Source organism: Massilia norwichensis, assembly GCF_024753245.1.
GTDB classification, from domain to species: domain Bacteria; phylum Pseudomonadota; class Gammaproteobacteria; order Burkholderiales; family Burkholderiaceae_D; genus Telluria; species Telluria norwichensis.
Genome location: NZ_JANUGX010000005.1, coordinates 17,060 through 38,023, shown reverse-complemented (window position 1 = coordinate 38,023; position 20,964 = coordinate 17,060). Strand labels below are relative to the sequence as shown.

At 67.3% G+C, this 20,964-nt stretch carries 20 protein-coding genes; 13 read left to right on the top strand and 7 right to left on the bottom strand.

The window, feature by feature from the left end:
• Positions 1–17: 17 nt before the first annotated feature.
• Entirely contained in the window at positions 18–2,018 is a 2,001-nt protein-coding gene (locus NX782_RS05995) for an acyltransferase family protein (RefSeq protein ID WP_258844515.1), read from the top strand.
• Between the two features lie 4 nt (positions 2,019–2,022).
• Here NX782_RS05995 and NX782_RS05990 read toward each other — a convergent pair whose 3' ends face one another.
• The 3 genes from NX782_RS05990 to NX782_RS05980 form a co-directional block, all read right to left on the bottom strand.
• Positions 2,023–2,394, bottom strand: coding sequence for a GFA family protein (locus NX782_RS05990; protein WP_258844514.1), 372 nt, complete (start codon positions 2,392–2,394; stop codon positions 2,023–2,025).
• A 2-nt stretch (positions 2,395–2,396) separates the two neighbouring features.
• Positions 2,397–4,373 carry a CocE/NonD family hydrolase gene (locus NX782_RS05985; RefSeq protein ID WP_258844513.1) on the bottom strand — a complete coding sequence of 659 codons (1,977 nt, stop codon included), beginning with the start codon at positions 4,371–4,373 and terminating at the stop codon, positions 2,397–2,399.
• Positions 4,374–4,469: 96 nt separating this feature from the next.
• Entirely contained in the window at positions 4,470–5,852 is a 1,383-nt protein-coding gene (locus NX782_RS05980) for a GIN domain-containing protein (protein ID WP_258844512.1), read from the bottom strand.
• 216 nt (positions 5,853–6,068) lie between these two features.
• Here NX782_RS05980 and NX782_RS05975 point away from each other — a divergent pair, with 216 nt between their 5' ends.
• From NX782_RS05975 to bufB, 9 genes are all read left to right on the top strand, one after another.
• On the top strand, positions 6,069–6,893 hold the full coding sequence (locus NX782_RS05975) for a metal-dependent hydrolase (RefSeq protein ID WP_258844511.1): 825 nt from the start codon (positions 6,069–6,071) through the stop codon (positions 6,891–6,893).
• Positions 6,894–6,968: 75 nt separating this feature from the next.
• Positions 6,969–7,154 (top strand): hypothetical protein, encoded by a 186-nt coding sequence (locus NX782_RS05970; RefSeq protein ID WP_047825655.1) that lies wholly within the window; start codon positions 6,969–6,971, stop codon positions 7,152–7,154.
• Positions 7,136–7,642: a hypothetical protein gene (locus tag NX782_RS05965; protein WP_258844510.1), complete on the top strand. Its 507-nt coding sequence runs from the start codon at positions 7,136–7,138 to the stop codon at positions 7,640–7,642. Before NX782_RS05970 ends, NX782_RS05965 begins: the two co-directional genes overlap by 19 nt.
• A 15-nt stretch (positions 7,643–7,657) precedes the next feature.
• Positions 7,658–9,322, top strand: coding sequence for an ExeA family protein (locus NX782_RS05960; RefSeq protein WP_258844509.1), 1,665 nt, complete (start codon positions 7,658–7,660; stop codon positions 9,320–9,322).
• Position 9,323: 1 nt separating this feature from the next.
• Positions 9,324–10,160: a general secretion pathway protein GspB gene (locus NX782_RS05955; RefSeq protein ID WP_258844508.1), complete on the top strand. Its 837-nt coding sequence runs from the start codon at positions 9,324–9,326 to the stop codon at positions 10,158–10,160.
• Positions 10,147–10,689, top strand: coding sequence for a molybdopterin-guanine dinucleotide biosynthesis protein B (gene mobB, locus NX782_RS05950; RefSeq protein WP_258844507.1), 543 nt, complete (start codon positions 10,147–10,149; stop codon positions 10,687–10,689). Before NX782_RS05955 ends, mobB begins: the two co-directional genes overlap by 14 nt.
• Positions 10,690–10,765: 76 nt before the next feature.
• Positions 10,766–10,966 carry a YjfB family protein gene (locus tag NX782_RS05945; protein ID WP_258844506.1) on the top strand — a complete coding sequence of 67 codons (201 nt, stop codon included), beginning with the start codon at positions 10,766–10,768 and terminating at the stop codon, positions 10,964–10,966.
• A gap of 193 nt (positions 10,967–11,159) precedes the next feature.
• Positions 11,160–11,432, top strand: a complete 273-nt coding sequence (locus NX782_RS05940; protein WP_258844505.1) for a BufA1 family periplasmic bufferin-type metallophore — start codon at positions 11,160–11,162, stop codon at positions 11,430–11,432.
• 4 nt (positions 11,433–11,436) lie between these two features.
• Entirely contained in the window at positions 11,437–13,119 is a 1,683-nt protein-coding gene (gene bufB / locus NX782_RS26510) for an MNIO family bufferin maturase (protein WP_258844504.1), read from the top strand.
• 36 nt (positions 13,120–13,155) lie between these two features.
• Here bufB and NX782_RS05930 read toward each other — a convergent pair whose 3' ends face one another.
• From NX782_RS05930 to fumC, 3 genes are all read right to left on the bottom strand, one after another.
• Complete coding sequence (locus NX782_RS05930) at positions 13,156–13,446, bottom strand: DUF883 domain-containing protein (RefSeq protein ID WP_230027529.1); 291 nt, start codon at positions 13,444–13,446, stop codon at positions 13,156–13,158.
• 166 nt (positions 13,447–13,612) lie between these two features.
• Positions 13,613–13,825 (bottom strand): RNA-binding S4 domain-containing protein, encoded by a 213-nt coding sequence (locus tag NX782_RS05925; protein ID WP_258844503.1) that lies wholly within the window; start codon positions 13,823–13,825, stop codon positions 13,613–13,615.
• 171 nt (positions 13,826–13,996) lie between these two features.
• Complete coding sequence (gene fumC / locus NX782_RS05920; protein ID WP_258844502.1) at positions 13,997–15,391, bottom strand: class II fumarate hydratase; 1,395 nt, start codon at positions 15,389–15,391, stop codon at positions 13,997–13,999.
• Positions 15,392–15,484: 93 nt separating this feature from the next.
• On the opposite strand from fumC, the gene NX782_RS05915 reads away from it, so the two are divergent.
• Complete coding sequence (locus NX782_RS05915) at positions 15,485–16,843, top strand: type IV pilus assembly protein FimV (RefSeq protein ID WP_258844501.1); 1,359 nt, start codon at positions 15,485–15,487, stop codon at positions 16,841–16,843.
• A 380-nt stretch (positions 16,844–17,223) separates the two neighbouring features.
• Positions 17,224–17,616, top strand: coding sequence for a winged helix-turn-helix transcriptional regulator (locus tag NX782_RS05910; RefSeq protein WP_258844500.1), 393 nt, complete (start codon positions 17,224–17,226; stop codon positions 17,614–17,616).
• A gap of 70 nt (positions 17,617–17,686) precedes the next feature.
• On the opposite strand, the gene NX782_RS05905 is transcribed toward NX782_RS05910, so the two are convergent.
• Positions 17,687–17,968: a flagellar protein FliT gene (locus NX782_RS05905; RefSeq protein ID WP_258844499.1), complete on the bottom strand. Its 282-nt coding sequence runs from the start codon at positions 17,966–17,968 to the stop codon at positions 17,687–17,689.
• A 322-nt stretch (positions 17,969–18,290) separates the two neighbouring features.
• Here NX782_RS05905 and NX782_RS05900 point away from each other — a divergent pair, with 322 nt between their 5' ends.
• Complete coding sequence (locus tag NX782_RS05900) at positions 18,291–20,918, top strand: M1 family metallopeptidase (RefSeq protein WP_258844498.1); 2,628 nt, start codon at positions 18,291–18,293, stop codon at positions 20,916–20,918.
• The last annotated feature ends 46 nt before the right edge of the window (positions 20,919–20,964 follow it).

The following is a 20,964-nucleotide window of genomic DNA, read 5'->3' as shown; positions in this document are numbered from 1 at the left end:
TCATGTGGGAGGCAGGCATGCTCAAAGCAGGCGCAGCGCACACGATCCCCTACCGTCCAGACATCGACGGCTTGCGTGCCGTCGCCGTGGGTCTGGTGGTGCTGTTCCATGCATGGCCCAAGTGGCTGCGCTCCGGCTTCATCGGCGTCGACGTGTTCTTCGTCATTTCCGGCTTCCTGATCACCTCGATCATCCTGAAGGACCTGCAGCAGCGGCGCTTCACCATCCGCGGCTTTTACGTGCGCCGCATCCGGCGCATCTTCCCGGCGCTGATCGTCGTCGTGCTGGCGGTGCTGGCCTTCGGCTGGTACGTGCTGCTGCAGCAGGAATTCGCCCAGCTCGGCAAGCACGTCGTCGCGGCGGCCGCCTTCGTCTCGAATCTGGTGCTGTGGAGCGAGGCCGGCTACTGGGACAACGAATCCGTCACCAAACCGCTGCTGCACCTGTGGTCGCTGGGTGTGGAGGAGCAGTTCTACCTGATCTGGCCGATCGCGCTGGCGTTGTGCTTTCGCGTGCGCTTCGGCATCCTGGCCTTCCTGGCGCTGACCCTGGGCGGCTCCTTCCTGTACGGCCTGTACGCCACCTTCAACGCGCCGGCCGAAGCCTATTTTTCGCCGGTCACGCGCTTCTGGGAGCTGGCCTCGGGCGGCCTGGTGGCCTACGCGATGACCAAGCGCAGTCCGCTGCTGCCCAAGCCCTGGCTGGTGTCCGGGATCGGCTTGCTGCTGCTGGTGCTGGGCGTGGTCTTGATCAAGGGGCAGAGCAATTTCCCGGGCGCTTGGGCGCTGCTGCCGGTGCTCGGCACCTGCGCGCTGATCGCCGCCGGCAACGAGTCCTTCATCAACCGCCACCTGCTCGGCAACCGGCTGATGGTGAAGATCGGCCTGGTCAGCTATCCCTTCTACCTGTGGCACTGGCCGCTGCTGTCCTTCGGCTACATCATCGAGGGCGAGAAGCCGTCTCCGATCATGAAGGCGGTGCTGGTGCTGGCGGCGCTGGCGCTGGCTTTCCTGACGTATCACCTGATCGAGCGGCCGGTACAAAAGTCGCCGAACAGGCGCCGCGCGATCCAGGGCCTGGTCGCGGCGATGGCCTGCTTCGGCGTGCTGGGCGGGATGGTGAAGGCCGGCTTGCTGCAGGAGCGCATGCCGTCCAGCGCCGTCGCGCGCTACATGGGGGCGCTGAACGACCTCGGCTTTCCGGACCCGGCCATGAAGCCGCTGCGCTACCACGGCTCGCTGTTCCAGCAACTGCTGGGCAAAGGGCAGGGCACCACGGTGCTGATCGGCGATTCGGTGATGGAGCAGTATGCGCCGCTGGTGGCGCAAGGCCTGCGCGACGGCCGCTTCGACCGCAAGCGCGTCATCTTCGCGACCCAGGGCGGCTGCATGCCGATCGAAGGCGCGGTACGCCTGCCGCGGCTGCGCTACCCGACCTGCACCACCACGGTGGCGGACGCCTGGCGCCTGGCGGCAGGCAAGGACGTCGATACCGTCGTCGTCGCCGGCTCATGGTACGCGTATTTCGCCGACTGGCAGACCGACGTGCAAATGCCGGTCGGCGGGCAGTTGCAAACCTTCCCGGCCAAACCGGCGCACGAGGCGGCTTATGCAACGCTGCAGCAGTCGATCACGCGCCTGCGCGCCGCCGGCAAGCGCGTCTACCTGGTGCTGCAGCCGCCCTCCGGCAACGAATTCGACCCGCGCTCGATGATCACCGGCTCGCGCTTCGGCGAAATGAAACCGCGCACCGACCTGGCCGTCTACCGGGTCGACCGCTTCTACAGCGACAACGCGGAACCGCGCCGGCGCCTGCTGCAGATCGCCCAGCTCACCGGCACGGTGCCGATCGATCCGGTCGACACGATCTGCAAGAACGGTATCTGCCCGACGGTGAACGCAGCCGGCGAGCCGATCTACACCGATCCGGTCCACATGCGGCCCTTCTACGTGCGCAGCATGGTGCGCTACCTCGACCCGGCGCTGAACGGCAGCGGCCAGGCGATGGCGCGGCGCTGATGATTCAGAGACTGCGGCCGTCCAGGTAGGCGATGGGGGCGGACGCCAGTTCTTCTGGCGTCGCGTCGTCCAGGCAATTCACGCCGACCGCCACATAAGCGCCCCAGCGCGGCGACTCGCCCTTGTGGAAGGTCCGCACGCCGCAGGTCCCGCAAAAGAAGTGCTGCTCGGTGCGCGTGTTGCAGCGGTACTCAAGCAGCCCCGCTTCGCCCTGCAGCAGGCGGAACGCGGCGGACGGCACGATCGCCGCCCAGTTGCGCTGCTTGGTGCACAGCGTGCAATTGCAGCGGATCGTGCCCTTGGACAGGTCGATGCTGGCCTCGAAGCGGACCGCGCCGCAATGGCAGCTGCCGTGGTAAGTCGCGAGGCCGGCCATGCTCAGCGCGCCGCCGTCGCCGCAGACGCGGCCGTCTCGACCACCGGCAGCTCGACGAAGCTGCTGTGGTAGATGCGCTGCGTCGCCTTTTTATAATCCTCCGGCTTGGCCAGGAAGATGTTGGGGACGAAGGTCTGTGGATTGCGGTCGTACAGCGGGAACCAGCTCGACTGCACCTGCACCATGATGCGGTGGCCCGGCAGGAAGACGTGGTTGGCGGTCGGCAGGCCGAAGCGATAGGACAGCGGCTTGTTGGCGGCCAGCGGCTTCGGGTTGTCGTAGCCTTCGCGGTAGCGGCCGCGGAAGATGTCGCCCGAGATCATCAGCTGGTAGCCGCCCATCGCCGGCTGGCTGCCGACCTGGTCCGGATAGACGTCGATCAGTTTCACGACCCAGTCGGCGTCCGTGCCGCTGGTCGAGGCCACCAGGTTGGCGATCGGTTCGCCGCTGATCTTCACCGGCGCGGTGAGTACGCTTGATACGAAGGTCGCGACGTCGGTGCGGCCCGAGGCTTCGCGCTGGTCGTCGACCAACCAGCGCGGCCAGGACTGGCCCTTCGCTTCGTCGTAGCCGTAGGGCGGGATCGGGCGCTGGCGGAAGGGCACCGGCTTGGCGGGATCGGACACGTATTCGTCGTAGGCCTTCGCATCGGCGGTGCCTTTCAGGACGGCCTTCTGGCCGGCGGACAAACGCAGCGGTGTCGGCTTGATCGCGCAGGCGCCAGCCTCCGCGCAGCCGCTCGGCCATGCGGCCAGGGTGCGCCACTTGTTGGTGCCGGTCTCGAAGGCGGTGACGGCCGGGATCGGCGGGGCCGCCGTATCGCCCTTCAGGTGGCGATCGAGGAAGGGTTTCAGCACTTCCTGGCGCCAGTACAGGGCGGTGTCGCTGCCGAACTTCAGCGCGCCCAGCGTGCTGCCGTCGCCGATTGCGCCGCCGTGGTTCCACGGGCCGAGCGTCAGGTGCACCAGGTTGTTCTTGTCGTTCGGCTTGATCGCCTTGTAGACCGCGACCGGGCCGTAGATGTCTTCGGCGTCCCACAGGCTGTGCACCAGCAGGGTCGGCACCGTGACCGGCTGCCTGGCCAGGATCTTGTCCATCGCCTGTTGCTGCCAGAAGCTGTCGTAGCTCGGATGCTGCACCAGCTTGCGCCAGAAGCCGCTCTGTTCCAGGCCGCGCTGGCGCGCCAGCTCACCGGCGGAACCGGCGCGCATGTACATGTCGTAGTCGTCGTAGTTGGTGGAATACCACTTGGCGGAATTGCCGCGTGTGACCACCTGCTCCATGATGTAGGAGAGGTTGATCTGGCGGAAGGCGCCGTGGTGGAACCAGTCGTCGCCCATCCAGCCGTCGACCATCGGGTTCATCGGCACCGCCGCCTTCAGCGCGGGGTGCGGGTTCACCAGTGCCATCAGGGGCAGGAAGCCGTCGTAGGAGATGCCGATGATGCCGACCCGGCCATTGGTCTCGGGGAGGTTCTTGATCAGCCAGTCGATGGTGTCCCAGGTGTCGGTCGAGTGGTCGACCGGGGTCGGGTTCAGCGGGCCGGACAGCGGCCGGTTCATCACGTAGTCGCCTTCCGAACCGTACTTGCCGCGCACGTCCTGCACCACGCGGATGTAGCCGCCCTGGACGATCACGTCGGCGGCATTGTCGTAGCCGCTCAGGATGGATTCCATGTCCGAGCTTTCGGCGTGGCTGGTCAGGCTGGCGGCATCGTAGGGCGTGCGCGTCAGCAGGATGGGCGCCTTCTGCGCACCCTTGGGCACGATGATGACGGTGTTCAGGCGGGTGCCGTCGCGCATCGGGATCATCACGCTGCGCTTGGTGTAGTTGAAGCCGGCCGTCGGCGCAACGAATTCCGCCGGGGTCTCCGAGGGCAGGGCGGGATATTGCGGGGCGGTGGCCGTGTTCTGGGCCTGGGCCAGGCTGGCGCAGGCCAGCGCGCCGAGCACGGCCGCGCGAATGCTGGGTAACTTCATGGAGGACGTCCTTGTTTTTGTAATAGGGGTGAAGTATTGCCACCCCTACATTAGCACAAGGCCGAACGCAGGATGCGTGTGCGTCCTCGGTTACACTCAGTCGCCGCCGCGGTGAGAACCGCTGCGATCCACCATCAGCAACTGGCCGCGCTCGGACGCACGACCCTTGCCCTTGTCGCTGCCGATCAGATTCACGGCCGCGCTGCCCGGACCGCGCACCGAGATGTCGCTCTGGACTACGCTCAGACGGCGCCCTTCGAGGCTGCCGGAACCGTTGATCTGGGCGCTCACCTGGTCCACGCTGCCGTCGATGCGGGCGTCGCCGGGGCCGTCCATCCTGAGCAGCAGGCGCTTGCCGGACATGCTGGCGTGCAGCTCGCCGGAACCGTGCATGTCGGCGTCCAGGGTGTCGCTGACGTTCTGCAGGCGCACGCCGCCCGGACCGCGGCTGCGCACGACGGCCTTGCCGACCTGGAGGTTTTCGCCGTTCAGGTCGCCCGAGCCGCTCATGTCCAGGCGCAGCTCGCCGATGCTGCCGGACAGCTCGGCGTTGCCGGGGCCGCCCAGGCGCAGCTGGCCGCTGGCCGCCTGCAGGCCGCGGGCTTGCAGTTCGCCCGAGCCGTGGACTTCGGCATCGAATCTGCGGATGCTGCCGCCGATGCAGGCATTGCCCGGGCCGCGCTGCACGCTGCGCACGCCTTCGACCGCCAGTTCGCAGGCTTCGAAGTCGCCGGAACCGCTGCTTTCGAGCTGCAGCTCGCGGGCGGCGCCGGACAGCTTGAGGTCGCCCGGACCCTGCATCCGTGCCCGCACGCGCGCGGCGCGCATGCCGTCGGCGCGCAAGTCGCCCGAGCCGCTCATCTGGACCGCCAGTTCGTTGCCGACGCTGGCCAGTTCGACGTCGCCGGGGCCGCTCAGTTTGACGTCGGCGTCGCCCGTCTTCATGCGGCGCAGGTCGAGGTCGCCGCTGCCGGTGTTTTCCAGCACCAGCTGGCGCACCGCGCCGCTCGCGTGCAGGTCGCCGGGGCCGGTGTTGACGATGCTGAAGCGCTCGGCGCCGACCTGGTCGAGCTGGACGTCGCCGCTGCCGCTCATGCGCAGACTCTTCAGGCCGGCCGCGCCGATGGTCACCGTCGGCAGCTCGCGCCGCTTGTTGTTGAAGCTGAAGTTGAAGCTGATCTTCGAGACCGGGCGCACGACCAGGGTGTCGCCACGGACCGCGACGTCCATGTCGTCGAGCTGCTTGCGCTCGCCCGACACCGTCACCGCCTGGCGCGCCTGGGCATCGATGACGACGCGGTAGGGGCCGCCCAGCTCGATCGCGCTGAAGGCGCCGACCTGGCGCTGTTCGGTGACGATGCCGGCGTTCTGGACCGGCTGCGCCGGCTGGGCGAAGCTGGCGTGGCTGACGATGGTGGCGCCAGCTGCAAACAACAGGATGGCGGCGGCGATGGTGGTCCGTTGAGGTGCGGTCTTCATGATCTCGTCTTGTGTTTGAAATGGGCGGCGGAGCCGGGAGCCTGAACGATAGGGCAAGCCCGGCTCGTCTGCATGCGGAAAACGACAGACCTGCAAAAACGTGGGGCGAAGTGCAAAAGGGCGGGGCTGAGCGGTGCGGCGGCAAGGCGCCGATTTCGAAGAGATCCTCGGTTTTCGTGAAGCGTGCAGCGCGATGTGCAGGTGTATATTGAACAAATGTCCACGCTGACCGTCCGCAAGCTGAACGTCGACCTGTCCCGCGGCTTTCCGCGCCACTGGATGGGCGGCGACGTCTATCGCACCGCCTTCATGAACGCGCTGTCGATGAGCTTCCCGCTCGGCGAGCAGATGTTCATCGACAGCGTCCGCGCGGCGCCGCCCGAAGCCATCCTCGACCCGGTGCTGCGCGCCGAGGTGAAGGACTTCGTCGGCCAGGAGGCCAGCCACCGCTACGTGCACCAGCAGTACAACGCCGAGCTGGCGCGCCAGGGCTTTCCGTACACGATGGAAGACAAGCTCAAGGTGCGCGTGGAGCGCATCCGCAAGTTGCCGGTACGCGACCGCCTGGCGATTACCTGCGCGCTCGAGCATTACACCGCGATGCTGGCCGACTATGTGCTGCGCCACCCCGAGTGGCTGGAGGGCGCCGATGCGCAACTGCGCACGCTGTGGAACTGGCACGCCGCCGAAGAGCTCGAACACAAGGCGGTCGCCTTCGACGTCTACCGGGCCGCCGGCGGCGGCTACCGGCGCCGCGTGCTGTGGTACCTGCACGTGAGCGTGTCCTTCTGGCTGGACACCAGCCTGCAGACCCTGCACAACCTGCGGCGCGACCGCGCCGTCTGGCGCCTGTCCACCTGGACCAGCGCGGCACGCACCTGGTTCGGCCGCGGCGGACTGGTGTGGAGCCTGCTAAAGCCGGGCCTGGGCTACCTGTCGCCGCGTTTCCACCCCTGGCAGCACGACAATCGGGCGCTGCTGCAGATGTGGTTGGAGCGCAACGACGATACCTATCGCGAGATCGGCAGCACCTCGGCCTGAACCCTGGTCGTGCACCGCGCGTGGCCGGATCGCGGGGCGAATGTCATAATGGATGGCTCGTAAAGGAGACTATTCGTGATTCGCTATCTGGGCACGCGCAAGAATGCGGAAGGTGCCGCCGTCTATGTATTCATCGTCAATGGCATGGAGAAGGAGGTGCGCGAGCACGCCCTCAAGCAGCATCCCGGCTGTTACGATGCCCTGCCGGCGTCGGTGAAGGCGAAGATCGCCGCCAACCGCGCATGGCTGTCCAAGCTGTGAATTCCCCGGCGCGGGCGGCGCCCTTGCTCCTTGCGCTGCTCCTGTCATCTCTATCGGGCGCGGCATCCACCCAGGACCAGCAGCCGTCCACCTTCGGTCCCGTGATCGGCAGCGCACTGCTGTGCCGCGACCAGCTCGACAACAAATATTTCTATTCCTGGCTGAGCAGCCATTTCGGCGCGCCCTACAAGCACGAGGGCGGGGCCTTCTGGTTCCGCACCGGCGAAGCCACGCTGTGGGGCGCACCCGTCACCGAGGTGATGGTCAGCGACGATACCAGCGAGCTGGTGTTCCTGGCGGCGGTGGCCGAGGTGCCGCCGGACCAGCTCGAGCAATCGATCCGCAGCGTGGCCGGCGTGAAGCATGTGGCCGCAGATAGTTCCCAATATCCTTTGCGAGTATCCGCCCCCGGCAGCACTATCGCTTACTACAATAGCAAAAGCAAAATATACTGCGCGAAGTTCAAACCGCTGCCGCCGGGCCGCTAGGGTAAGTCATTGGGTATGTACAATAATTACTTCAATCTGAAGCAATCGCCGTTTTCGATCGCGCCGGACCCGCGCTACCTCTTCATGAGCGAGCGCCACCGCGAGGCGCTGGCGCACCTGCTGTACGGCATCGGCAGCGGCGGCGGCTTCGTCCTGCTGACGGGCGAGATCGGCGCCGGCAAGACCACCGTCTGCCGCTGCTTCATCGAACAGATTCCCGACAACTGCCGGCTGGCCTATATCTTCAATCCCAAGCTGACGGTCGAGGAGCTGCTGCTGACCATCTGCGACGAGTTCCGCATCGCCTTGCCGCCCGCATCGGCGGGGGCGCTGGGCGTGAAGAGCTATGTCGACGCCATCAACGGCTATCTGCTGGAAAGCCATGCCCAGGGCAACAACAACGTGCTGGTCATCGACGAGGCGCAGAACCTGTCGCCCCAGGTGCTGGAACAGCTGCGCCTGCTGACCAACCTCGAGACTAGCGAGCGCAAGCTGCTGCAGATCATCCTGATCGGCCAGCCCGAGCTGCGCACCATGCTGGCCCAGCCGGAGCTGGAACAGCTGGCCCAGCGCGTGATCGCGCGCTACCACCTGGGCCCGCTGTCCGAAGCCGAAACCGGCGCCTACGTCGCGCACCGCCTGACGGTGGCGGGGGCGCATCCGGGCAACCCGATTCCGAGCGCGCTGGCGCCGCTGGTGCACCGCCTCACGCAGGGGGTACCGCGCCGCATCAACCTGCTGTGCGACCGCGCGCTGCTCGGCGCCTATGTCGAAAACAGCAGCGTGGTGACGCCGAAGATCCTGCGCCGCGCGGCCGCAGAGGTGTTTGCGGGCGAAGCGCCGTCGCCGCGCGCGCCGCTGCGCTGGCCGCTGGTGGCGGGCGGGGTGCTGGCTGGGGCGGCGATCAGTGCCGCGGCGTGGCAGGCGGTGCCGCGTGCGCCGGCGCCGTCCGCGCCGCTTGCCGCTGCCACGGTGCCGGCCACTGCGCCGGCCGCTGCGCCCGGCGCTTCGAAGGACCAGGCCCGTGCGCAGCAGGTGGCGGCAGCCAGGCCGGCAGCCGCGGCCCAGGCGCCGGCCTCAGGCAAGCCGCTGCTGCTGGCAACCCAGACCGAAGCCCTGCGCGAGCTCGGCACGCTGTGGGGCCAGCAGCTGCCGACCCAGGAACCCTGCCAGGGCGCGCCCAGGCTGAACCTGCGCTGCTATCAGGGGCGCGGCGGCCTGTACGAACTGCGCCTGCTCGACCGCCCGGCCATCGTCGCCCTGCACGACGGCCAGAAGCTCGGCTACGCGGTGCTCTCGAACATGGATGCGGACAGCGCGGTCCTGAGCGTCAACGGCCAGCGCCAGAAGGTCAGCCTGGGTGCGCTGGCGACCCGCTTCGACGGCGAATTCACGACCCTGTGGAAGGCGCCGCGGGGTTTCCGCGACGAAGTCCACCCCGGCGACACCGGCCCGGACGTGGACTGGATCGCCGGCCGCCTGGCGGCATTGAACAAGCTGGATGCGCCGCGCAGCGAGCGGCCGTTCGACGAGTCGACGCGCGGCCTGCTGCGCGCGTTCCAGGCCAAACAGAACCTGAAGGCGGACGGCGTGGCCGGTCCGCGCACCTACATGCGCCTGAACCAGCTGAGCGGGGTCGACGAACCGCGCCTGCTGGCGGCTGCCGGGACGGGAAAATAATATGTCATACATCCTCGAAGCCCTGAAGAAGGCCCAGGCCGAGCGCCAGCTGGGCAACGCCCCGACCATCCACGCGCCGCAGCCGGTGCCGGCCGCCGAGCCGGGCGCTGCCGCCAGCCGCAGGCCGCTGCTGATCGGTCTGGGCGCCGGCGCGCTGGTGGTGCTGCTGGGCGGCTTGTTTGCTTGGCAGCGGACGCCGGCGCCGGCTGGGGTGCCTGCCGCAGTGCCCGCCGCTTCCGGCCAGCCGACGGCTGCGCTGCGTGACGCGGGGGGCGCCACCGGTCAGCCCCTGGCCGCAGTGCCTGCCACGTCCAGCCAGCCGGCCGCGGCGCCGGTGCTCCCTGTCCAATCTGCAGCGCCGACCGTGCCGACCCAGGTGCCGGCGCAGGCATCGGCAACGCCTTCCGCTGCGGCCGGCGCCGCCTCGAACACGCTGGAAGTCAGCGCGCCGCCCGCGCCACCTGCGCCGCCACTGCGTCCCGCACACGTGGCCGAGGCGCCAACGCGCAGTGCCGCGCCTGTCGCCGTCGCCAGGGCAGGGGAGTCCGCCGCGCCTGCACGTCCTCCTGTGGCCACGCCGGCCCAGGCGCCGGCAGCATCGCCGGAAGACAGCCTGCCTTACCTGGCGCAATTGCCCGATGCGACGCAACGCGAAGTGCCGCGCGTGGCCTTCGGCGGCTACATGTACTCGGCCAACCCGGCCGACCGCCTGCTGCTGGTCGACAAGACCCTGCGCCACGAAGGCGAGGAGGTCGCGCCGGGACTGGTGCTGGAGAAGCTGTTGCCGAAAGCGGCCGTGATGAATTACCGCGGCCTGCGCTACCGTGTCCCTTACTGAGGGCGGCGGCCGCGCCTGCGGCGAGGTGCTGGGCGTGGTCGGCTGGTCCGGCAGCGGCAAGACCACGCTGCTGGAATACCTGGTCGGCCAGCTGGCGGCGGAAGGGCTGCGCGTCAACGTCATCAAGCACAGCCACCACGACATCGTGCTCGAGCCGCCGCACAAGGACAGCGCGCGCCTGCGCGTAGCCGGCGCCGGCGAAGTCCTGATCGCCTCGCCCTACCGCTTCGCCATCCAGCACGAGTTGCGCGGCGCGCCCGAGCCCTCGCTGGACGCGTACCTGGCGCGCCTGGCGCCGGCCGACCTGACCCTGGTCGAGGGCTATAAATGGGCCCCGATTCCCAAGCTCGAGGTGTTCCGGCCCGAACTCGGACGCACGGCCCTGTATCCCGACGATGCGCACGTGGTCGCGGTGGCTTCCAGCGTGCCGGCGCCGGCCGACCTTGCGCGCGAGCTTGCCTGGCTCGACCTGGATCAGCCGGCCGCGATATTGCGTTGGCTCAAACGGCGCCTGGCAGCCGCATCCTAAAGTTCTGCCCGGGCCGGACGTTAATATGGGATGACCCGCACCGGGTCCGCATTCCGCCCCCACACAGGAGACCGTCATGGACGTCATGGGTATTGCCAAACTCGCCACCAGCATTGCAGACACCGGCACCCGCCAGGAAGTCGGCATCGCCATGCTCAAGAAAGCACAGGACATCCAGGCCACCACCGCGACCCAGCTGCTGGACGCCGTGCAGGCGGCGTCGCCGGCACCGAACCTGCCGCCGCACCTGGGCCAGAACGTCAATACCACGGCTTGAGCGCGGCCGGCGCAATCGTCGACAAAAAAATCAACCGGGCGCGTCAACAAAACGTGCGCCCGTGCGTTAAACCCCCACGTACCCGGCGCGAGGCAGGCCGCACAATAGTCCCGCTCCAGCCGCCACCATTGCTGCCACGCGCAGCCACACAAGGCCGACCCCGCCGGTGTACGCATTCTGAAGGAGACCCCCCATGAACAAACGTCAGGCACTTGTTGCTGCCGCGCTCGCGAGCGTGTGCGCCGCACAGGCGTCGGCAGGCGGCCAGATGAACATGCAGCCCCAGGGCGAACAGGAAAAATGCTACGGCGTGGCCAAGGCCGGCCAGAACGACTGCGGCACCGCCACCCACGGCTGCGCCGGTCAGGCGGCGGTCGACAACGACCCGGCCGAATGGCGTTCCGTTCCCAAGGGCAGCTGCGAAAAATCCGGCGGCAAGCTGAACCCGCCCCAGCAGAAAAAATAAACCCGTGACGGCGCATCCGGTGCGCGGCGTCGGCATCGGCCTGCGCGTCCCGCACTACCGCCAGCTGCTGGAGCAGCGTCCCGCCCTCGGCTGGCTGGAAGTGCACACCGAAAATTACCTGGCCCGCTCGGGCTGGGACTGGCATGTGCTGCAGGCGCTGCGCCGCGACTATCCGCTCAGCCTGCATGGCGTGGGCCTCGGCCTCGGCTCAAGCCAGGGTTTTTCGGAAAACCACCTCGAGCGCGTGCGCCAGCTGGCCGACGCGATACAACCGGCCCTCGTCTCCGAACACCTGAGCTGGGGCGCGCTGCGCGAACGCCAACTGAACGACCTGTTGCCGCTGCGCCTGGATAATGCGGCACTCAGCCTGGTGGCGGCCCGCGTCGAGCGCGTACAGGCGGTGCTGAAGCGCCGCATTCTGGTCGAAAACGTTTCTACTTACCTCCGCTTCGCCGGCGACGCGATGAGCGAAGCCGAGTTCCTGGCCGCGCTGGCGCACCGCACCGGCTGCGGCATCCTGCTCGACGTGAACAATCTCTACGTCAACCAATGCAACCACGGCGAGGATGCGCTGACGGCGCTCGATGCGCTGTCCAGCCTGGCGCCGGGCACGGTCGGCGAACTGCACCTGGGCGGCCATCTGGTGACGGACCTGGCCGTCATCGACCACCACGGCGATCGCGTCGCCCCGCCGGTCTGGGCGCTCTACCAGGCGGCGCTGGCGCGCTTCGGCGCCGTGCCGACCCTGGTCGAATGGGACACCGAGGTGCCCGCGCTCGAGGTGCTGCTCGACGAGGCGAGGAAGGCCGAGCAGCTTGCCGCCGAGACCCTACCCGCCGTCTTTATCGATGCGCCGCGCACGGTGCCGCAGGCCGCGCTGCCGGTGGCGGAATCGGCGGACGCGCTGGCCGGGCTGCAGCGGGACTTCGGCGCGGCCCTGGCCGACGGCACCCGGCTCGACGATTTGGCGCCGCAACTGAAGGGCGATCCGGCCCGCCTCGGCATCTACCGCGGCAACCTGACGAGCGCCTGGCGCCGCGCGCTGGCGAACGCCTATCCCGTGCTGCGCAGGCAACTGGGCGAGGCTGCTTTCGATGCCCTGGCACGCGCCTACGGACGCGCCCATCCGGCGCGGGACCCGGACCTGAACCGCTTCGGCGCCGGGCTGGCCGGTTTCCTCGATGACGATTCCGGCGATGGCGCGCGGCCCTGGCTGCCCGACCTGGCGCGGCTGGAATGGGCGGTCCACGAAGCCTGGTACGCGCCCGATACGCCTGCGTCTGCCGATGGCGGGCCGCCGTCCGTGATGGCGAAGCTGAGCCCGGAAGAATTCGAGGCCAGCCGCGCGATCCTGCATCCGTCGCTCCGTCTGCATGCATCGCGCTGGGCGGTGGCGGCGATGTGGCTGGCGGGGCTGGCCGGCGATGCCGATGCCGAAGCGCCCCGTGCACTGGATGAACCGGGCCATGCGCTGGTCCTGCGTCCGCGCTGGCAGGTGAGCGTGCGCGAACTCGGCGCGGCGGAACACGCGGCGCTGGCGCGGCTGGCGCAAGGGGACAGCTTTGGCGCCGCCTTCGATGCGGCTTTCGATGTGCTGGAGGATGCCGGCGATCCGGACGCTGCGCCGATCGCGGCCTGGCTGGACGGCTGGCTGAAGGACGGGGTGGTGACGGGGATCCTGCGTTAAGGCCGGGCGCGGTGGCCCGGTGCCGGGGTGCCAGTGTCAGTGGTACTGGAAAGCGCGAAGGATGCGTTCTTCGCCGGTCTTGTCGTGGTGCAGTTCGTTGGCGGCCCGGGTGGCTTCGATCATCCGGGACAGCTGTTCCTCCTCGAAACGTACCAGTTCTTCGTTGGCCGCGTTCAGGGCCATGGCCAGCTTGGCGCGCGCACTCTGATACACCAGGCCCGTATAGTGGTCGGTGTTCTTGAGCAGTTCTTCTGCGTTTTCGATGACGAGACGCAGGTCGCCAATCAGCCGCTGCTGCGTCATGGAGCTTGGGTCTGGGGTTTCCATTTTCCTCACCTTTAGCCGAAATACGTCTTCAATATAGAGAAGGGGGACTGCCCAAGTTTGTCAGCGCGCAAACCTCACCCCTACAGCCGGGGACGGCTAATCGGGTGCGCCCGGCAGGCGCATCCGGCGGGATGCGCCTTATGGTATGTAAGCGGCGGGAACTATTTCAGCGGACATTGATCCGCACATCGCCCACGCTTACGACCTGGCCGGCACGGATCTTGGCTGTCTTGCGCAGTTCCTTCTTGCCGTCGACCGACACCGCACCGCTGGCGACCATGTTCTTGCCGGCACCGCCACTGTCGACGAAGCCGACGAGCTTGAGCAGTTGGTTGAGTTCGATGAACTCCGATGTCAGTTCAAAAGTTGTTGTTTGCATTCTATCCTCGGTTAAAAATCGGCGTCGTACTGTTGAGGCCGACAAAGACGTCGTCCCCGCGCCGAAAGACGTCGTCCCCGCGCAGGCGGGGACCCAAGTTTGCACGCGTTTCGACTACGCTAACAGAACTTGGGTCCCCGCCTGCGCGGGGACGACGGTGAAGCGCTCAGCTCAGCCCGGATCCGGCCGCGTCATCTCGATCGGCACGATCCACTGGTCGAACTGTTCCTCGCTGACGAAGCCGGACCGCAGTGCGGATTGCCGCAGGGTCAGGCCTTCGTGCTGGGCGGTCTTGGCGATCTGCGCGGCGCGATCATACCCGATATGGGGCGCCAGGGCGGTCACCAGCATCAGCGACTGCTCCATCAGCTCGCCGATGCGCTTGTGGTTCGGCTCGATGCCGCGAGCGCAGTGCTCGTCGAAGGAACGCATGCCGTCGGCCAGCAGGCGCGCGCTCTGCAGGAAGTTATGCGCGATCATCGGTTTGAACACGTTCAGCTCGAAATTGCCCATCGAGCCGCCGACGGTGATGGCGACGTCGTTGCCGAACACCTGGCAGCACAGCATCGTCATCGCTTCGCATTGGGTCGGATTGACCTTGCCCGGCATGATCGAGCTGCCCGGCTCGTTCTCGGGGATGGTGATCTCGCCCAGGCCCGAACGCGGGCCGGAAGCCATCCAGCGCACGTCGTTGGCGATCTTCATCAGCGCCGTGGCCAGGGTCTTGAAGGCGCCGTGCGCCTGCACCATCGCGTCGTGGCCGGCCAGGGCCATGAACTTGTTCGGCGCGCTCTTGAATTGCAGACCGGTGCGCGAGGAAATCTCGGCCGCGATGCGGTTGGCGAATTCCGGATGCGCATTCAGGCCGGTGCCGACCGCGGTGCCGCCGGCTGCCAGCAGGAGCAGGCCGGGCAGGGCGTTTTTAAGCGCCTGCTCGGCGAATTCGAGCTGGGCGACATAGCCGGAAAATTCCTGGCCGAGTGTGAGCGGGGTCGCGTCCTGCAGGTGGGTGCGGCCGATCTTGACGATGTCCGCGAAGTCGCGCGACTTGATGGTCAGGGTGCCGCGCAGCTGGGCCAGCGCCGGCAGCACGTCCTTGGCGACGGCGGCCGCGGCGGCCACGTGCATGGCGGTCGGGAACATGTCGTTCGAGGACTGGCCCATGTTCACGTGGTCGTTCGGATGCAGCAGGCGCGCTTCGCCGCGCTCGCCACCCATCAGCTCGGAAGCGCGGTTGGCCAGCACCTCGTTCATGTTCATGTTGCTCTGGGTGCCGGAGCCGGTCTGCCAGACCGACAGCGGGAACTCGGCCGGATGGCGGCCTTCCAGCACTTCGTCGGCGGCGCGGATGATGGCGTCGGCCTTGTCCTGCGGTAGCTTGCCGAGCGAGCGGTTGACGGCGGCGGCGGCGCGCTTGACCTGGGCCAGGGCGGCGACCAGTTCCGGCGCCATCTTCTCGCTCGAAATGTGGAAGTGATGCAGGGAGCGCTGGGTCTGCGCCCCCCACAGTTGTCCGCTCGGCACTTCGATCGGGCCGAAGCTGTCCTTCTCGATCCTGTTTTCCATAGACTGTCCTGACTTTTTGTTAGTAGGGAAGTATCACTAAAGAGTGTACCGCAACGGCCGTTAATGACGGTGAGGCTTCGAATCCGAACACATATGCTCCGCCGCTCCCGCCATTTCCTGTCCACGCTGGTTTTCCTTGCCGTTTTCGGCACCGCGCACGCGGCCGAACTGGGCGAGGCCCGCGTATCGTCCCATATCGGGCAGCCGCTGGTCGCCGACATCGAGCTGACCATGCTCGACGACCCCGCGCAGGCGGTGGCCGTGCGTGTGGCCAACCCGGAGGTCTACCGCGGCGCCGGCATTGCCGTGCCGCCAGTGCTGGCGAACCTGAACCTGTCGGTGATGCGGCGCGACGGGCGGCAGTTCCTGCACGTGACCTCGCTGCGCCCGGTCGACAGCGAACACCTGCACCTCTACCTGGAATTGACGGACAAGGGGCAGCGTACGGTGCGCCTGGCCACCCTGTGGCTGACGCCGGACCCGAATCCGGCGCCGGTAGCCGCACCGGTGGCGGCCGTGGTGGCGCGTGCCGAGCCGGCGCGCGTGCTTGCCCCCTTGGTTGCGCCGACCGTTGCGCCGGCCGCGCTGCCGGCGCCGGTGCGCAAGCCCGCAGCCGTGCGCAAGCCCGAGCAGGCAATCGCCGGTCCTGCGGACGAAGAGGGCGGCAGGCAGGCCTTGCCGGTGAAGGCGCGCGCCCAGGCCAAACCGGCAGTCGAGCCTGCGCACGCGGCGCCGAAAGCTGTGGTGCCGAAAGCTGCGGCACCGAAAGCCGCCGCACCGCTGCCGCTGCCGATCCACGCGTCGCACGGCGCGGCGCCGGCAGCCTGCACCCAGCAAGGCCAACAGGCCGAGCAGGCCGGGGTCTGCGCCGCCCTCGACGGCAAGACTGCCGAGCTGAATGCGAAGATCGGCGCACTGGAAGGCAAAGTGAAGTCGCTGCAGGCGAAGCTGGGCGTAGCGCCGGCGGTGGCCTCGGCGACGCTGGCGTCCAAGTCCGCACCCACAGCAGCACCAGCAGCACCAGCAGCACCAACGGCGGCGCCAACAGTGGCACCCGAGGCCACCCCAACACCAGCGTCCCCTGCAACCGCACCCACGTCCGCGCCCGCGCCAGCCCCCGAAGCCGCCCCCGAGCCGCCCGGCCCCAAGCCCATCAGCGCCATTAAGCCGCTGGTGCCGCGCAAACCCAAAGCCCCACCGCCCGAGCCCGAGAGCAGCCTGCCCTGGGGCTGGATAGGCGCCGGCGCGGCCCTGCTGCTGGCACTGGGTAGCGCCGCGATGCTGCTGCGCCGGCGCGCCAGTACGGTCCGCAACGTCGACATCCCGGCCGGTCCGCGCCTGATCGACCGGGTGCGCGACAGCTTCGCCTCGCGCAGCAAAACGGCGCCGGCGTCCGCTGCCAAAACGGCCGCAGCACCGGCCACGGAAGCGGTCGAACCGACCCTGGAATAAGTTTCGAAAAGCCGCGCACAAACTCGTCTACACAAGCTAAAAATTTGCGTTATACTAAGTCGCATGTGATCTGAATGACCACAAAAAACGGCTCAGGATCTGGCGCAGCCACCACCGATAGCGTGGCGCGGAACCGGATGAACGTTGAAGAAACGCCTGTCCCCGGAAGCGGTTCGCCTGACTACAGTGGCAGGTGGACGCCGGATGCAACCGGCAAGAGGCGACGCCAGGGGATGCCTGGTGATCGCTCTCCCCATTCCCGAAAAACCCGCGCCGGCCAGTCCCTCGCGGGTTTTCTATCGTCCGCGCACGGCTGAAGCCAGCGCGACGGCTGGGTTCGGCCACATGGCTTAGGATGTCATTATTGGCAAGGAGAGACCATGAACGATGCGCCCCCGGACCACGCCCTGCGTGGCAATGTGTTTTCCGAACACTGCCCTTCGCGCGAAGTACTCAAGCACGTGACCAGCCGCTGGGGCGTGCTGCTGCTGGTGGCGCTGGGCGATGGCGGCCAGCGCTTCGGCGAACTGCGCCGCAGGGTCGGCGGCATCAGCGAAAAGATGCTGGCCCAGACCCTGGTCTGGCTGGAGCAGGACGGCTTTGTGCAGCGCATCGTGCAGTCGGCGGCGCCGCCGCGCGTCGAGTACCGGCTGACGCCGCTGGGGGAAGAGATCAGCGCCAAGATGGGCGAGCTGGCGGGCTGGATCGAGAACAACCTGGGCGCGATGCTGGCCGCCCAGCATCACACGGCAAGAGCCGCCCAGCCCACCTAGCCGCCGCGCGCCCAACAAAAAACCCCTGGGACTTGCATCGCAGGGGTTTTGATCGCGGATCGAACGCGGATCAGTGCGCGCTCATCGCCCGCTCGATCTGGCCATGCCAGGGTTCGGTCACGTCGCGCACGGCGCGGTCGTTGGCCATGATCTGCTTGAGCAGGTCGATCTTGCGCAGGCGCTGGCTGCCTTCCAGTGGCGGCACGCCCGACTTGGTGGCGCCGACCTGCAGCGACACCTGGGTTTCCAGCCGTGCCAGACCGTCGAAGTCGCCGTCACGGGCAGCAACTGCCATGCGGCCGCTGAGGGCGGCGATGTTTTCGTACATGGCGAGGACTTCGTTGGACGTCATGGTGCACCAGGAGCAGTAATTCCGGCCGGATTGCCGGGGATCTGGGTCGTTATCGGCTCCGGTTTTCGGAACTTTAGGGTTTTCGAAAGATTTTTTTAAAAAATTTTTCGATAACAAGATTGTGCCTGGTTTTGCCTTGAGGCAGCGCACAGAGCAGACGGGCAGAAAGCGATCTACTCCCCGGATTGTGCAATCCAGCCCGGCTTTTTGCAGTCCGTCGCAATCCTTTCATCCTTGCTACTCTTCTTGCTTATAGTGCAAGCTGGATCGGTGCGCGAACAGCGCCGACAAAAACAAGACGAGAGAGAAAGGGAGAGAGTCCATGAGACGAATCCAGGCCATCGGCGCCACCGCGCTGGCCCTAGCCGCCATTGGCGCACACGCCGAAGCACCATATTCTTTTGATAAGACACCAGGCAAGCTGCCCAAGGATGTCATCCCGGTCGAATACGCTGCCCACCTGGCGCCGGACATCGCCGCGAATACCTTCAGCGGCACGGAAACGGTCGAGATCGACGTTCTCCGGCCGACCTCGACCATCATGCTGAACGCCGCCGCGCTGGAAATCGACAGCGCCAGCCTGAGCGGGAAGGGGATCGAGACAGCGAAACTGACGCCGGTCCTGGACGAGCAACAGGAAACCCTGCGCTTCACCCTCCCGCAAGCCTTGAGACCGGGACGCTACCGCCTCGAACTGGCCTTCCGCGGCAAGATCAACCGCGAAGGGCGCGGCCTGTTCTATGTGAACTACCAGGCCGGCAAGCTGGACAAGAAGCTGATCGCCACCACGATGGAGCCGACCGACGCGCGGCGCATGCTGCCGACCTGGGACGAGCCGTCCTTCCGCGCCAGGTTCCGCCTGTCGGTGGACCTGCCGGCCGGCCTCAGCGCCTATTCGAATACCCCGGTCGACAAGCAGGCGAAGATAGCCGGCGGCAAGCAGCGCATCAGCTTCAAGTCCACCCCGAAGATGCCGAGCTACCTGGTGGTGCTGGCGGCCGGCGAGTTCGAACGCATCAGCACGAAGCAGGACGGGGTCGAGATCGGCGTCGTCACCACCGAAGGCAAGAAGGACAGGGGACAGTTCGCCCTGAACGCCAGCCGCGACCTGCTGCACTTCTATAACAATTACTTCGGCGTGCCTTACCCGCTGGCCAAGCTCGACCAGATCGCGATCCCGAACGGCTTCAATGGCGCGATGGAGAACTGGGGCGGCATCGTCTACAACGAGAACACCCTGCTGTACGATCCGAAAACCAGTCCGGAACACATCAAGCAGCTGACCTTCTCGGTCAACGCCCACGAGATGGCGCACCAGTGGTTCGGCAACCTGGTGACCATGGCCTGGTGGGACAACCTGTGGCTGAACGAAGGCTTCGCGTCCTGGATGGCGTCCAAGGCCACCGAACACTTCCACCCGGAGTGGCGGCCCTACCTGGCCAACATCGGCGACCGCGAACGCGTGATGAACCTGGACGCGCGCAAGACCACGCACCCGATCCAGACCCCGGTCGAGACCGAAGCCCAGGCCGCCGACGCCTTCGACGACATCACCTACGAGAAGGGCCAGGCCTTCCTGCGCATGCTGGAAGCCTATCTGGGCGAAGATGCCTTCCGCAAGGGCATCCGCGCCTACATGGCCAAACACCAGTACTCGAACACGACCTCCGCCGACTTGTGGACGGCGCTCGAACGCGCGTCAGGCAAGCCGGTCGGCAAGCTGGCCTCGGACTGGACCACCCAGCCCGGCTTCCCGCTCATCAAGGTCGAGCAGACCTGCGACGACGGCAAGCGCAAGGTCACCCTCAGCCAGCAGCAGTTCCGCCTCGACGAGCCGGCCACGGAGAATCGTTTGTGGAACGTGCCGCTGCAGGTCGGCACCGTCAACGGCAAGACCATGACCACGCTGCTCACCGGCGCCAGCACCCGCGTGATGCTGCCCGGTTGCGAAGGCACGCTGGTGGTCGACCCGCACAGCGTCGGCTACTTCCGCATCCAGTACGACCGCGCCAGCTTCGGCGCCCTGGCCAGCCAGGCCGCGCGCCTGCCGGACGCCACCCGACTGAAGCTGCTGAACGACACCTGGACCCAGGTCACGGCAGGCAGCATACCGCTCGACGCTTACCTGAAGCTGGCCGGGCAACTGGCTGACGAGCCGCGCCTGGCGGTATGGGAAGCTGTCCTCGGCAACCTCGGCTTCCTGGACGCCCTGGCGCGCGGCGAGCCGGAGCGTCCGCTGGTACGCCGCTTCATCGTCGGCTTCGCCAAGCCGAAACTGAGCAAGCTCGGCTGGGATGAAAAGCCAGGCGAGACCGCCGAGGACGCCCAGCTGCGCGCACTGCTGGCCGGCGCCCTGGCGAGAAGCGGCGACGAGGAAGCGATCGCGCAGGCGCTCAGCCGCTTCCAGCGCTGGCTGGACGACCCGGCCTCCGTCAGCCCGGCGATGATCGGTTTCGTGACCTCGGCCGCCGGCCGCTACGCCGACGAGAAGACCTTCGACGCCATCGCCCGGCGCATGCAGCAGACCCAGAACAACGAGGAGCGCTCGCGCCTGCTGGGCGCGCTGATCCAGGTGCAGGACCCTGCGCTGGCCGACAAGGTGCTGCAGATGGCGCTTCTACCGACCACGCCGCCGACCATGGTGGCCGGCATCGTGCAGGGCGTGGGCCGCTCGCATCTCGACCAGGCCTGGAACTTCGCCGTGGCCAACCGCGAGCAGCTGATGAAGACCCAGGATGCGGTCAACCGCAACCGCGCCTTCCCGGGCATCGTCGGCGCGTCCTCGAACGTGCGTGACGCCGAGCGCATGGAAGACTTCGTACGCAAGAACTTCGAAGCGGATGCGCAGGTCGAAGCGCAGCGGGTCGCCAGCGGCGTGCGCGTGCGCGCGGCCCAGAAGGCACGCCTGCTGCCGCAAGTCCGGGAGGCACTGAGCGAGGCGCTCAAATGAGTGTCAGGTACTACAATAAGACGATCAATCAACAGGAAGGGAAGTT

Excerpts from the sequence above, each read along its gene's own strand:
- NX782_RS05995 (WP_258844515.1), top strand. The coding sequence starts at position 18 with ATGCTCAAAGCAGGCGCAGCGCACACGATCCCCTACCGTCCAGACATC.
- NX782_RS05990 (WP_258844514.1), bottom strand. The coding sequence starts at position 2,394 with ATGGCCGGCCTCGCGACTTACCACGGCAGCTGCCATTGCGGCGCGGTC.
- NX782_RS05985 (WP_258844513.1), bottom strand. The coding sequence starts at position 4,373 with ATGAAGTTACCCAGCATTCGCGCGGCCGTGCTCGGCGCGCTGGCCTGC.
- NX782_RS05980 (WP_258844512.1), bottom strand. The coding sequence starts at position 5,852 with ATGAAGACCGCACCTCAACGGACCACCATCGCCGCCGCCATCCTGTTG.
- NX782_RS05975 (WP_258844511.1), top strand. The coding sequence starts at position 6,069 with ATGTCCACGCTGACCGTCCGCAAGCTGAACGTCGACCTGTCCCGCGGC.
- NX782_RS05965 (WP_258844510.1), top strand. The coding sequence starts at position 7,136 with ATGGCTGTCCAAGCTGTGAATTCCCCGGCGCGGGCGGCGCCCTTGCTC.
- NX782_RS05960 (WP_258844509.1), top strand. The coding sequence starts at position 7,658 with ATGTACAATAATTACTTCAATCTGAAGCAATCGCCGTTTTCGATCGCG.
- NX782_RS05955 (WP_258844508.1), top strand. The coding sequence starts at position 9,324 with ATGTCATACATCCTCGAAGCCCTGAAGAAGGCCCAGGCCGAGCGCCAG.
- NX782_RS05945 (WP_258844506.1), top strand. The coding sequence starts at position 10,766 with ATGGACGTCATGGGTATTGCCAAACTCGCCACCAGCATTGCAGACACC.
- NX782_RS05940 (WP_258844505.1), top strand. The coding sequence starts at position 11,160 with ATGAACAAACGTCAGGCACTTGTTGCTGCCGCGCTCGCGAGCGTGTGC.
- NX782_RS05930 (WP_230027529.1), bottom strand. The coding sequence starts at position 13,446 with ATGGAAACCCCAGACCCAAGCTCCATGACGCAGCAGCGGCTGATTGGC.
- NX782_RS05925 (WP_258844503.1), bottom strand. The coding sequence starts at position 13,825 with ATGCAAACAACAACTTTTGAACTGACATCGGAGTTCATCGAACTCAAC.
- fumC (WP_258844502.1), bottom strand. The coding sequence starts at position 15,391 with ATGGAAAACAGGATCGAGAAGGACAGCTTCGGCCCGATCGAAGTGCCG.
- NX782_RS05915 (WP_258844501.1), top strand. The coding sequence starts at position 15,485 with ATGCTCCGCCGCTCCCGCCATTTCCTGTCCACGCTGGTTTTCCTTGCC.
- NX782_RS05910 (WP_258844500.1), top strand. The coding sequence starts at position 17,224 with ATGAACGATGCGCCCCCGGACCACGCCCTGCGTGGCAATGTGTTTTCC.
- NX782_RS05905 (WP_258844499.1), bottom strand. The coding sequence starts at position 17,968 with ATGACGTCCAACGAAGTCCTCGCCATGTACGAAAACATCGCCGCCCTC.
- NX782_RS05900 (WP_258844498.1), top strand. The coding sequence starts at position 18,291 with ATGAGACGAATCCAGGCCATCGGCGCCACCGCGCTGGCCCTAGCCGCC.